The following is a 12,530-nucleotide window of genomic DNA, read 5'->3' as shown; positions in this document are numbered from 1 at the left end:
CGGCACACCCTGTCATGTCATGTCGTGATCGTCCTTGACCCAAGTCAACCCCTGCGGTTCAAACATATGCAAAGGTTTCAATATGGCGCAGCGCAGGGGAGGCCCGGATGTCACCTGATGTTACCGCATTTTTCGACGATGCGACGAATACAATTTCCTATGTTGTGCGCGATCCCGCCGGACGTGCCTGCGCAATCATCGATTCGGTGCTGGATTTCGATTACGCCTCGGGCAGAACCGACACGCGCTCGGCCGACCGGATCATCGCGCACGTGACGGCCAATGGGCTCGAGGTGCAGTGGCTTCTTGAAACCCACGTGCATGCCGATCACCTCTCGGCGGCACCCTACCTGCAGGAGCGGCTGGGCGGGCAGATCGGCATCGGCGAGAAGATCCGCGAGGTGCAGGACACGTTCGGCAAGGTGTTCAACGAGGGCACCGAGTTCCAGCGCGACGGCTCGCAGTTCGACCGGCTGTTCGTGGAGGGCGACAGTTTCCACCTCGGCCAGATGCGCGGCGACGTGCTGCAGACGCCGGGGCACACGCCGGCCTGCCTGACCTACGTGCTGGGCGACGCGGCCTTCGTGGGCGACACGCTCTTCATGCCCGATTTCGGCACCGCCCGCTGCGATTTTCCCGGCGGCTCGTCCGAGGTACTGTACGCCTCGATCCAGAAGATCCTGTCGCTGCCCGACGCCACCCGCATCTTCGTGGGCCACGATTACAAGGCGCCGGGGCGGGACGAGTACGCCTGGGAAAGCACGGTGGGCGAGCAGAAGGCGAAGAACGTGCATGTGGGCGCGGGCCGCGACCGCGACAGCTTCGTGAAGATGCGGAACGAACGCGATGCCACGCTGGCGATGCCGAAACTGATCATCCCCTCGCTGCAGATCAACATGCGCGCGGGGCGGATGCCACCGGCGGATGACAAGGGCGACGTGTTCCTGAAAGTGCCGCTCAACAAGCTCTGATCATTTCAGGTCGACGAGCGCCGGCAGGTCCGGCAGGCCGCCGCCATCCCCGCCGCCCTCGCCCGGCAGGTCGGGCAAATCGGGCAGGCCGCCGCCCGTGGCGGGCAGGTCCGGCAAGTCCGGCAAGCCGGTCAGCGTGGGCGGTTCGCTAATGGCAAGGTTGGCAAGCTCGGGCGCGGGCGGTTCGGCCGAGGGCCCGGGCATGTCGGCCAACGCGGGCTCCGCCCCCGGCTGGGCCATGCCGGGCGCCGCCCGCGGCCCCTCCTCCCCCGCGCCGCAAAGCCGGACAGCGCGCATGCCGTTCATCTGCCCCAGCCGCGCCTGCGCCGCAACGTGCCCCGAGGCCGCGACCAGTTCCGTGCGCCCGATGGCGGACGTGCTGACCGGCAGGGTCATGCCCGGTTTCAGCGCCCAGACCTCGGCCAGCGAAAGCTGCACCCGGTCGAGCACCGCGTCGAGCGTGACCGGCACCTGCATCGCCAGGTCGCCCAGGTCGAACGCCGCCCCTTCCCCCGCCTCGCCCGTGCCGGGCTCCGGCCGGGCCAGCACGGCGGCGGGCAGGATCAGCGCCAGGATGCCGGTCTTGGCGCCGCCGCCGATATCCACGGTCAGGCGGAACAGCTCGTAATCCGCCGCCTCGAGCGCCAGCAGCAGGCCGCGCGCATCACCCACCCGGTCACCGAAGCGGAAGCCCAGCGGCCGGTGGCCCGGCACCGCCTCCTCGAGCTTGTCGTCGAAGCCCGTCAGCATGGCATCGACCAGCGGCGCGGCAATGGCGGCGTCGGTGCCGGTAAGCGGGCGGTCGGGCGCGGCGCCGGGGCGCACGCGGCCCATGGTCTGCACCTCGACCAGCGCTTGCGCGAATTGCAGGTCGAGCAGCGCCGCGCCCCGCGCGCCCCCCTCCCCGTCAAGCAGCAGGATCAGCGTGTCGTCGCCCACCTCCTCCTTCACCGCGGCATGGGTCAGCCGCCGCTGTTCCAGCGTGCCGACCGTCAGCGCAAGCTGGAACAGCCGGTCGCCGCATTTCTCGAGCGACAGCCGCAACGCCTTGGAGGGCGACATGGCGCGCGCGTCGAAATCCTCGCGCGCGCTGGCGGCCTTCCGGTGGATGACAGATTTCCGTTCCTCGCTCGACATCGCCCTCGCCGCAATTCGCCGGCCCGGTCCGGCCGCCCGCGGCATCCTAGCGCCCGCATCCTTACCATCGCGTTTACGAAAGTTGTTATTGCGCGGCCTGCACCGTCGCCGCCTCACGCAGGGGCAGAACCACGCGGAACGCCGCCCCCTCCTGCCCCGGAAGATAGGTGATGTCGCCGCCCAGCCGCCCCATGATCTCGCGGCAGATGGCAAGGCCGAGCCCCGCGCCCCCCGCCTTGGTCTGGCCGATACGCGAGAATTTCTCGAAGATCATCGCCTGCTGGTCAGTGGGAATGCCGGGCCCGTTGTCGATGAAATCCACCACGAGGTTGCCGTTCTCGGCCTGCGGACGGATGGTCAGCGCCGGGTCGGGGGCCTCGCAATACTTGCCGGCGTTGGAGATGAGGTTGATGAACACCTGCGCCAGCCGGTCGAGATCGGTGTGCAGCGTGATCTTCTCGGCCTCGCGGCGGCGGTGGATGCGCAGCCGGTCCTGCACCCCCGCCGCCGAAACCGCCCGGTCGAGCATATCCGAAAGCTGCCCGGTCTGCGAATTCAGCACCACCTGCCCGTTTTCCAGCACCGACAGGTCGAGCAGGTCGTCGAGCAGCCGCGTGAGGCGCGTCGCCTCCTCGAGGATGATCGAGGCGTACTTGTTGCGCTCCTCCTCCGACAACCCCTCGCTGTCGCGCAGGATTTCCGAGAAGGCCCGGATCGAGGTCATCGGCGTGCGCAGCTCGTGGCTGATCTGGCTGAGGAAGGCATCCTTCTGCACCGAGATCTGCGTGAGCTTCTCGTTCGCCTCGCGCAGTTGCCGGGCGGTGCGGGCCTGTTCCTCGGTCTTGGCCTCCAGCTTGCTGGAATATTCCATGATCTGCGCGGTCTCGTCGGCCACCGCCATCAGGTCCTCGACCGACACGGTCGCCCGGCCGACGATCTGCGAAATCATCGCGTGGGCCGTGGCAGCGCCGACCGAGCCGGAAAGCTCCCGCTCCAGCATCTGCAGGAAATCCGGCGTCGGTTCCGGCAGGTAGCCCGCGATGCCCTGCTTGCGCGCCTCCTTCGAGAACATCGCCTGCGCCTCCGACGCGCCCATGATCCGCTGCGACATGATCATCAGGTCTTCCGACCGCGCCAGCCCCCCCGACCAGCTTCCGGGCGTCTGCGAATGCTGGAAGACATTGACGAACTGCGCCCCCTGCAGCCGCTCGATGGGCTTGGGCAGGGTCAGCAGCGAGACGCCGAGGAAGGTGCAGGTGTTGAGCAGCAGGCTCCACATCACGGCGTGAATCACCGGGTCCATCCCGTCGGCCCCGAAGAGCGCCTGCGGCCGAAGCCAGCCGATGCCGAGCGGCCCGTTCTGCATGACCGAATAGGGCATGATCTCCGACGCGCCGAAGCTGGGCAGGAACAGGCAGTAGAGCCACAGCACGAACCCCACCCCCAGCCCCGCCAGCGCGCCCGAGCGCGTGGCGCCGCGCCAGAACAGCCCGCCCATCAGCGCCGGCAGGAACTGCGCCACGCCGACGAAGGAAATCAGCCCGATCGCCGCCAGCGCCGTGCCCCCGCCGGACAGGCGGAAATAGCAGTAGCCCAGGAACAGGATCATCGCGATCGACAGCCGCCGCGCCAGAAGCGCCACGCTGCGCACATCGCCCGACACCATCGCCCCGCCCCCGGTGGACCACAGCCAGATCGGCATCACGATATGGTTCGACACCATGGTCGACAGCGCAATCGCCGCCACGATCACCATCGAGGTGGCCGAGCTGAACCCGCCGAGGAAGGACAGGATCGCCAGCCCCTCCTGCCCGTTCCTGAGCGGCAGGGTCAGCACGAAAAGGTCGGGGTTCGCCCCCTCGGGCATCAGCTCCAGCCCCATCACCGCGATCGGCACGACGAACAGGCTCATCAGCATCAGGTAGGTGGGAAAGGCCCATGCGGCCATGCGCAGGTGATCCTCGTCCTCGCTTTCGACCACCATCACCTGGAACATCCGCGGCAGGCACATGAAGGCCGCCGCCGACAGCAGCGTCAGCCCGACCCAGCGGCTGCCCGGCACCTCCCACCGCGCGATGGGCGAGGAATCGATGCGGGCAAGAATCTCGTCGACGCCGCCCGCCAGCCCCCAGACCACGAAGACCCCCACCGCCAGCAGCGCGAAAAGCTTGACCACCGCCTCGAGCGCGATGGCCATGACCACGCCGTGATGGCGCTCGTTGGCATCAAGGTTGCGGGTGCCGAAGAGGATGGTGAAGACGGCGAGCCCCGCGGCCACCCAGAAGGCCGTCGATTGCTGGCTGGGCGGTGCGTCGGTGAAGGGGTCGGCCTCGGCGAAGGTGGCGAAGGACAGGGTCACCGACTGGAGCTGCAGCGCGATATAGGGCGTAAGCCCGATCACCGCGACCAGCGTGACGAACACCGCCAGCGTGTTCGACTTGCCGTAGCGGGAAGAGATCAGGTCGGCGATGGAGGTGATCCGCTGGCTCCGGCCCACGCGGACCATCTTGCGCAGGGTCCACCACCAGCCGATCATCACCAGCGTCGGCCCGAGATAGATCGTCACGAATTCCAGCCCCGAGCGCGCGGCGAAGCCCACCGCGCCATAGAAGGTCCACGCCGTGCAGTAGATCGACAGCGACAGCGTGTAGACGATGGGCGAGCGCAGCCACGTCCCCCGCCCCACCAGCGCCGCCCGGTCGGCGCCGAAGGCCACGGCAAACAGGAACGCCACGTAAAGCAGGCAGACAAGGACGAGGACGTTGAGGGTAACCATCAGCTGTCCCCCTCCTCGTCGCCGCCATCGTCCTCGGCCACCAGGAACCGGGCCAGAACACCCGACAGCACCGCCAGCCCGAACCAGACGACGAAGAGATAGGTCATCACCCAGGCGGTGCGCGCGCCGTCGGGCACGGCCTCGGCCCCGGCGGGGTCACCCTCCCACAGCAGCGGGATCAGGAAAAGGATGCCGCCGAAGACCGGCAGAAGCCGGGCGCCGTCGGCCACCCGGCGGCGCCGGTAGGTGCGCCGCTGGACGAAGACGGGCGTCTTCTTGGCGGTCACGGCCCCACCAGATCGCGCACCGCCTCCAGGACTTCGGCGTTCGAGAACGGCTTGGTCATGTAGCGGCTGGCGCCCGCGCGCTCGGCCATCTCGCGGTCCTTTTGCTGGCCGCGCGCCGTCAGCATCAGCACGGGCGTCGCGCCCAGCTCGGCATCGTCGCGGATTTCCTGCAGGATGTCGAACCCGCTCTTGCCCGGCAGCATCACGTCGAGGATCACCAGGTCGGGCCGCCTGTCGCGCACCGCCTGCATCGCGTCATGGCCGTTGGAGTGTGTCTTCACCTCCCACCCGTCCCGGCTCAGGATGAAGCTAATCGCCTCGATGATGTTCCGCTCGTCCTCTATCAGGATCACCTTTTTCCCCATCCAATCGGCCTCCCCCTCCGATTGCGCCGAATGACGGCTGCAGTTCACTATCGACAAGTTGTGCGGGCCTGTCAAAAGCCGCGGCCAAGGATCGACGGCTCCCGCCGCGCCTCGCAATCGCTCAGCGGGCAGACCTGGCAGTTGACGCCGACCTCGCGCAGCGGGCCCGCCGCCTCCGGCCCCGGGTCGGGCAAGAGCAGCATGTGCGGCCGGTAAAGCGCCGGGCGGTCGAACCGGGCCGGGGCCACCTCCTCGCTGACGGTCAGCGCCAGCACCCGCGCCTCGCCCTGCCGCAGGCGCAGGCGGACGGGGGCGCCGGGCTGGGTCAGCAACTGGTAAAGCGGCCAGAGCGCACAGGCCGCGGCCGAGCGCGGCATGGTAAAGCCCAGCGCCGGCTTGCGCAGCATCAGCGTGCCCGACCCGTCGCAGACCACCAGCCCCACCGGCCCGGCCTCGGTCTCGGGCATCGTCGCGAGACGGCGGAAGACCGTGGGCATGTCGACGCCGGTCGCGGCGGCGATGGCCGCGGGGTCGGGCCCGTGTTCGGCCACTGCCCGGGCCATCTCCTCGGCCGGCAACCGTTCGGCATCGATGACATACTGGCCCAGCACCGTCCGGGCGAGGCTGCGGGCGGCCTGGCTTTCCAGCCGGTCCGCGCCGGCGATCACCGCCGCGATGCGGTCCGCGCCCCCCGCCCCTTCCAGGACGGGGAAATGAAACCGGTGCTCTTCGAGGAAGGCGTGCAATTCATCCTGCGGCGACATGACCTCCGACCGGGCGTCGGGCGCCTGTTCGAGGTAGCGCACCAGCGCCTCCGCGCCCTCGGCCAGGCGCTGGCTGTCCTCGTTGATGTTGCGGTGAAAGCGGGTCTGCCATTCCGGTTCGAGCGGCCTGGGATCGGCCAGGATCGAGGCGGTCGAACGGATGGCGGTCACGGTCGAGATCACCTCGTGCAGAGAGGCGGCGAGCTGCGGGTCATGTGCCAGCCGGTCGGTCAGCGCCTTCACCGTGCCTTCCAGCTCGGCCCGCTGGCGGGCGAGATCGCTGAGCAGCCGCGCCCAGCCGGGAAACCGGCCGGCCAGTTCCTCGACCCGGTCCGCCTCGGCCCCGGCGCGACCCTCGGTTTCGGCCCTTGCCGCGGCCTCGCGCAGGGCGGCGATCAGCGTGGCCTCGGCCCCCTCCGACAGCAGGACGGGCGCGACCCCGAGGATATCCGCCAGCCGGTTCAGGGTCTTGCCGCCGATTCTGCGGCGGTTGTGCTCGATCAGGTTGAGGTAGGAGGCCGAGATGCCGGCGCGCTTCGCAAGCTCGGATTGCTTGAGCCCGCTGATCACCCGCCTTTCGCGGATGCGGCTGCCGATCATCGAGGATTCCGCCATCACGTTTTTCCCATTGAATCGCGCGGTTTCCGCAGCGTCATAAAAATATATTTACAAAATTTCGAACGGTTTTGTCCATTTCTTTACAAAAAAATCCTTTCGCCGTAGCCAGTTGTTGCGACATTTTCTTCCGACCTGCGATAATCGCTTTGCACATTTGTGTGAGCCGGCGGCGCAGAGGAGGCCCTCCGGCGAAGTTCATTAACGGGAGGATATCAATGTCTAAATCGACTCTGACTCGTCGTGGCCTGCTGAAGACCAGCGCAGTCGCTGGTGCCGGCGTCGCGCTGCCGACGATCTTCACGGCATCGTCCGCGGCGGCCTACATGAACGAGCCGACCGGCAGTTCCGTGACCCTCGGCTTCAACGTGCCCCAGACCGGCCCCTATGCCGACGAGGGCGCCGACGAGCTGCTGGCACAGAAGCTGGCGGTCGAGCACCTGAACGGCGAAGGCGACGGCGGCTGCCTGAGCACCTTCACCTCGAAGGCGCTGCAGGGCAACGGCATCCTGGGCAAGAAGGTCGAGTTCGTGACCGGCGACACCCAGACCAAGTCCGACGCCGCGCGCGCCTCGGCCAAGTCGATGATCGAGAAGGACGGCGCCATCATGATCAACGGCGGCTCGTCCTCGGGCGTGGCCGTCGCGGTCCAGGGCCTCTGCCAGGAGGCGGGCATCATCTTCATGGCCGGCCTCACCCATGCCAACGACACCACCGGCAAGGACCGCAAGGCCAACGGCTTCCGCCACTTCTTCAACGCCTACATGTCGGGTGCCGCGCTGGCGCCGGTGCTGGCCAAGGAGATGGGCGAGGATCGCCGCGCCTACCACCTGACCGCCGACTACAACTGGGGCTGGACCCAGGAGGAATCGATCGTCGCCTCGACCGAGGCGCTGGGCTGGGAAACCGTCAACACGGTCAAGACCCCGCTCGCCTCGACCGACTTCTCGTCCTACATCACGCCGGTCCTGAACTCGGGCGCCGACGTGCTGGTCCTCAACCACTACGGCGGCAACATGGTCAACTCGCTGACCAACGCCATCCAGTTCGGCCTGCTCGACAAGCAGGTGAACGGCAAGGACTTCAAGATCGTCGTGCCGCTCTACTCCGAGCTCATGGCGCAGGGCGCCGGCGAGAACATCAAGGGCGTGCTGGGCTCGATGAACTACAACTGGCAGCTCGAGAACGAGGGCTCCAAGGCGTTCGTCAAGTCCTTCGGCGAGAAATACGGCAAGCCGCCGTCGAACTCGGCCCAGACCTGCTATGCGCAGGTCCTGCTCTATGCCGACGCCTGCGAACGCGCCGGCACGTTCAACCCCTGCGGCGTGGCCGAGGCGTTGGAGGGCTTCGAATTCGACGGCCTGGGCAACGGCAAGACGCTCTACCGTGCCGAAGACCACCAGTGCTTCAAGGACGTGCTCGTGGTGCGCGGCGCGCAGAACCCGTCGAGCCAGTACGACACGCTGGAAATCGTCGAGATCACGCCGGTCGACCAGGTCATGTATCCGCCGAACCACCCGATGTTCGGTGGCGACGAGGCCACGCTGGGTGAGTGCAACGCCGGCGCCTAACCGCCCCGGCCCCCCGGCCGCCGACGCGCGGCCGGGGCTTTCATCCGACACTCCCGGATACACCCAATTCGACTTAACCCACGGGTGGGAACAATGGACGCAATCATTCTGCAAATTCTCAACGGGCTCGACAAAGGGTCGGCCTACGCGCTGATCGCGCTGGGGCTGACGCTGATCTTCGGCACGCTCGGTGTCGTCAACTTCGCCCATGGCGCCCTGTTCATGATCGGCGCCTTCTGCGCCGTGACCGTACAGCGCATCCTGAACCTCAGCGTCACCACGGTCGACGAAAGCCGGACCGACTTCCTCGGCAACCCGCTGAAGGTCCAGACACCTTACGTCGAGAACTGGTTCGGGCCCGAGATCGGGGCCGCGATCAGCGACTGGTCGGTGCCGATTGCGATCCTCTTTTCCATCCCGATCATGCTGCTCATCGGTTTCATCATGGAGCGCGGCCTGATCAAGCATTTCTACCGCCGCCCCCATGCCGACCAGATCCTCGTGACCTTCGGCCTGGCCATCGTGCTGCAGGAGGTCATCAAGTATTTCTACGGCGCCAACCCGATCCCCACCCCGGCGCCCGAAGCCTTCGCCGGCAGCCTCGACCTCGGCGTGATGTTCGGCTTCGACCCGAACGCCATCATCTACCCCTACTGGCGGCTGATCTACTTCGTCTTCGCGGCGCTGATCATCGGCGGGGTCTTCGCCTTCCTGCAATTCACCACCTTCGGCATGGTCGTCCGCGCCGGCATGGCCGACCGCGAGACCGTGGGCCTGCTGGGCATCAACATCGACCGGCGCTTCACCATCATGTTCGGCATCGCCGCCGCGGTGGCGGGGCTTGCGGGGGTGATGTACACGCCGATCAACCCGCCCAACTACCACATGGGCATGGACTTCCTCGTGCTCAGCTTCGTGGTCGTCGTCGTCGGCGGCATGGGCAGCCTGCCGGGCGCCGTGCTGGCCGGCTTCCTTCTGGGCATCCTCGAAAGCTTCGCCTCGACCACCTGGGCCACCACGACCATCCCCGGGATCAACCAGATCATCATCTACCTTGTCGCCATCATTGTCCTGCTGACCCGCCCGCGCGGTCTGATGGGACGCAAAGGCGTGATGGAGGACTGAACCAATGCTGGGACTGAACAAGAAAGACACGGCGCTTTTCCTGATCGTCATCGCCCTGACGATCCTGGCGCCCTTCATCCTCAACCCCTTCCCGACGAACAGCGCCATGGCGCAGTTCAACGCGGGCTACCCGGACCTGATGCAGCGTTTCGTGATCTTCGGCATCTTCGCCATCGGGTTCAACATCCTCTTCGGCCTGACCGGCTATCTCAGCTTCGGCCACGCCGCCTTCCTCGGCGTGGGCTCCTACGCCGCGGTCTGGATGTTCAAGCTGTTCACCTACAACGTCATCCCGGCCATCGTGGTGGCGGTGATCCTGGCGGGGCTCTTCTCGCTGCTGATCGGCTATATCAGCCTGCGGCGCTCGGGCATCTACTTCTCGATCCTGACGCTGGCCTTCGCGCAGATGTCCTTCGCGCTGGCCTACTCGGTGCTGTCGAACCCCAAGTTCAACCTGACGAACGGCGAGACAGGGCTTCAGGTCTATGGCGACGATCCGCAGATCTTCCACGGCGCCGGCCTGCCCAACCTGCCGCACCTGTTCGGCTGGTCGATGCGGGGCAACAACCAGATGAGCTTCGGCGCCTGGGACTTCAACTTCAACACCGGCTACTACGTCTGCGCGGTCTGCATGATCCTGGCCTTCTACATCGCCATCCGGATCTTCCGCTCGCCCTTCGGCATGATGCTGCGGGCGGTGAAGTCGAACCAGACCCGGATGACCTATACCGGCCTCAACTCGCGCCCCTACGCGCTGGCGGCCTTCGTGATCTCGGGCATGTATGCCGGGCTCGCGGGCGGGCTGATGGCGGCGGTCGACCCGCTGGCGGGCGCCGAGCGGATGCAGTGGACGGCCTCGGGCGAGGTGGTGCTGATGACCATCCTGGGCGGCGCCGGCACCCTGATCGGGCCGATCCTCGGCGCGGGCTTCATCAAGTATTTCGAGAACATCTTCTCGAAGATCAACGACGCGGTGCTGCACAGCTGGTTCTCGTTCCTGCCCGACGGGCTCGAGGACGTGGTCGTGGCCCTGATCTACCCCTTCGTCGGCAAGGGCTGGCACCTGACGCTCGGCATGCTGTTCATGCTGGTGGTGATCTTCCTGCCCGGCGGCCTTGTCGAGGGCGGCCAGAGGATCGGGCGCTTCACCTTCCGCCGGCGCGACGCCAAGGGCTCGGATGCCGAGCGTGACGCCGCCAACCAGCGCAACCCCGCCGAATAAGGAGACGGACCCATGGGAATTCTTGAGGTCAAGAACGTCAACAAGCGCTTCGGCGGCCTTCAGGCGCTGGGCGACGTCAACCTGAGCGTCGAGGAGAACTCGGTGCACGCCATCATCGGGCCGAACGGCGCGGGCAAGTCGACCCTGCTCAACTGCCTGATCGGCAAGCTGATCCCCGATACCGGCTCGGTCATGTTCGACGGCCAGTCGGTGCTGGGCCGCAAGCCCTACGAGATCAACCAGATGGGCATTTCCCGCGTGTTCCAGACGCCCGAGATCTTCGGCGACCTGACCGTGCTGGAAAACATGATGATCCCGATCTTCGCCACCCGCGACGGCGCCTTCCGGATGCACGCCATCGAGAAGACCGAGAACGAGAAGGACATCATCGGCCAGGCCGAGCAGATGCTCGAGAACCTCAACCTCGCCGAACAGCGCCACACCAAGGCGGCCTCGATGTCCCGGGGCAACAAGCGGCGGCTGGAAATCGGCATGTGCCTCGCCCAGAACCCACGCCTGCTGCTGCTCGACGAGCCGACGGCGGGCATGGCGCGGGCCGACACCAACAACACCATCGACCTGCTCAAGCAGATCAGCGACGAGCGCGACATCACCATCGCCATCATCGAGCATGACATGCACGTCGTCTTCTCGCTGGCCGAACGGATCACCGTGCTGGCGCAGGGCACCCCGCTGGTCGAGGACACGCCCGACAAGATCAAGGGCCACCCGAAGGTGCGCGAGGCCTATCTCGGCGAAAGCGCCTGAGCGACATTTCACCGGCGCCCCGGGCCCGCCCCGGAGCCCCGCCCCCATAACGGAGGTCCCGGATCAGGTCCGGGACGGGAGGACACGAACCATGAACGTCAAACCCGATTTCTCGAAGGGCAAGAACTACGCCGAAACGGCCCCCGCCTTCCTGTCGGTCTGGGGCATGCAGTCCTATTACGGTGAAAGCTACATCGTGCAGGACATCAGCTTCAACGTCCACGAGGGCGAGATCCTCGCCCTGCTGGGCCGCAACGGCGCCGGCAAGACCACCACGCTGCGCTCGATCGCGCGGATGGACAGCCCCCAGGTGAACCACGGCGAGATCTGGCTGGACCACCAGCCGCTGCACAACATGAACAGCCACCAGGCCAGCCAGGCCGGCATCGGCCTGGTGCCGGAAGACCGCTGCATCATCCCCGGCCTGACGGTCGAGGAGAACCTGCAGCTGGCCCAGATCGCCCCGCCCGTGGGCTGGTCGCTCGAACGGCTCTACGACCTGTTCCCGCGCCTTGCCGAACGCCGCAAGCAGGAGGGCGTGACCCTCTCCGGCGGCGAGCAGCAGATGCTGGCCGTGGCCCGCGCGCTGGCCCGCGACATCAAGGTCCTCCTGCTCGACGAACCCTACGAGGGGCTCGCCCCCGTCATCGTCGATGAAATCGAGAAAACCCTGCGCCTGATCAAGGAACAGGGCATGACCACGATCATCGTCGAACAGAACGCGGTGCGCGCACTGGAACTTTCCGATCGCGCTGTTATCCTCGACACCGGCGGTATCGTTTTCGACGGCACCGCGGAGGAGGTTCTACAAAACGAGGAGCTTCGCTCGGAATACCTGGCCATCTGAGGCCGAACGGCGTGCGCCCTGCAGTCTTTGCCCTGCCGGCGGCGCGGGCCGTTTCACCACGACCGGAATTTGAAAAAACCAA

The 12,530-nt window shown here is 66.7% G+C and carries 11 protein-coding genes; 6 read left to right on the top strand and 5 right to left on the bottom strand.

Annotation, left to right across the window (positions count from 1 at the left end; genetic code table 11):
- The first annotated feature begins 107 nt into the window (after positions 1–107).
- Positions 108–971 carry an MBL fold metallo-hydrolase gene (locus QUV18_RS19785; RefSeq protein ID WP_300895819.1) on the top strand — a complete coding sequence of 288 codons (864 nt, stop codon included), beginning with the start codon at positions 108–110 and terminating at the stop codon, positions 969–971.
- Here QUV18_RS19785 and QUV18_RS19780 read toward each other — a convergent pair whose 3' ends face one another.
- The 5 genes from QUV18_RS19780 to QUV18_RS19760 form a co-directional block, all read right to left on the bottom strand.
- Positions 972–2,108 carry a FliM/FliN family flagellar motor C-terminal domain-containing protein gene (locus tag QUV18_RS19780; RefSeq protein WP_300895818.1) on the bottom strand — a complete coding sequence of 379 codons (1,137 nt, stop codon included), beginning with the start codon at positions 2,106–2,108 and terminating at the stop codon, positions 972–974. It lies immediately after the preceding gene.
- Between the two features lie 85 nt (positions 2,109–2,193).
- Positions 2,194–4,884 carry a sensor histidine kinase gene (locus QUV18_RS19775; protein ID WP_300895817.1) on the bottom strand — a complete coding sequence of 897 codons (2,691 nt, stop codon included), beginning with the start codon at positions 4,882–4,884 and terminating at the stop codon, positions 2,194–2,196.
- Positions 4,884–5,171, bottom strand: a complete 288-nt coding sequence (locus QUV18_RS19770; RefSeq protein WP_300895816.1) for a hypothetical protein — start codon at positions 5,169–5,171, stop codon at positions 4,884–4,886. Before QUV18_RS19770 ends, QUV18_RS19775 begins: the two co-directional genes overlap by 1 nt.
- Positions 5,168–5,536 carry a response regulator gene (locus QUV18_RS19765; protein WP_300895815.1) on the bottom strand — a complete coding sequence of 123 codons (369 nt, stop codon included), beginning with the start codon at positions 5,534–5,536 and terminating at the stop codon, positions 5,168–5,170. The genes QUV18_RS19770 and QUV18_RS19765 overlap by 4 nt, the downstream gene beginning before the upstream one ends.
- A 71-nt stretch (positions 5,537–5,607) precedes the next feature.
- Positions 5,608–6,915, bottom strand: coding sequence for a helix-turn-helix domain-containing protein (locus QUV18_RS19760; protein ID WP_300895814.1), 1,308 nt, complete (start codon positions 6,913–6,915; stop codon positions 5,608–5,610).
- A 218-nt stretch (positions 6,916–7,133) separates the two neighbouring features.
- Here QUV18_RS19760 and QUV18_RS19755 point away from each other — a divergent pair, with 218 nt between their 5' ends.
- The 5 genes from QUV18_RS19755 to QUV18_RS19735 all read left to right on the top strand — a co-directional run bounded on the left by QUV18_RS19755 (position 7,134) and on the right by QUV18_RS19735 (position 12,448).
- Positions 7,134–8,486 (top strand): substrate-binding protein, encoded by a 1,353-nt coding sequence (locus QUV18_RS19755; protein ID WP_300895813.1) that lies wholly within the window; start codon positions 7,134–7,136, stop codon positions 8,484–8,486.
- A gap of 93 nt (positions 8,487–8,579) precedes the next feature.
- Positions 8,580–9,611 (top strand): branched-chain amino acid ABC transporter permease, encoded by a 1,032-nt coding sequence (locus tag QUV18_RS19750; RefSeq protein ID WP_300895812.1) that lies wholly within the window; start codon positions 8,580–8,582, stop codon positions 9,609–9,611.
- A gap of 4 nt (positions 9,612–9,615) precedes the next feature.
- Positions 9,616–10,833 carry a branched-chain amino acid ABC transporter permease gene (locus QUV18_RS19745; RefSeq protein WP_300895811.1) on the top strand — a complete coding sequence of 406 codons (1,218 nt, stop codon included), beginning with the start codon at positions 9,616–9,618 and terminating at the stop codon, positions 10,831–10,833.
- A 12-nt stretch (positions 10,834–10,845) separates the two neighbouring features.
- Positions 10,846–11,601, top strand: a complete 756-nt coding sequence (locus QUV18_RS19740) for an ABC transporter ATP-binding protein (RefSeq protein ID WP_300895810.1) — start codon at positions 10,846–10,848, stop codon at positions 11,599–11,601.
- A 91-nt stretch (positions 11,602–11,692) separates the two neighbouring features.
- A complete protein-coding gene (locus tag QUV18_RS19735; protein ID WP_300895809.1) occupies positions 11,693–12,448 on the top strand; it encodes an ABC transporter ATP-binding protein in 756 nt (251 codons plus the stop codon).
- The last annotated feature ends 82 nt before the right edge of the window (positions 12,449–12,530 follow it).

The sequence above is a fragment of the Roseovarius sp. genome (genome assembly GCF_030373445.1).
Taxonomy (GTDB): domain Bacteria; phylum Pseudomonadota; class Alphaproteobacteria; order Rhodobacterales; family Rhodobacteraceae; genus Roseovarius.
This window is presented reverse-complemented; position numbering and strand designations above follow the sequence as displayed.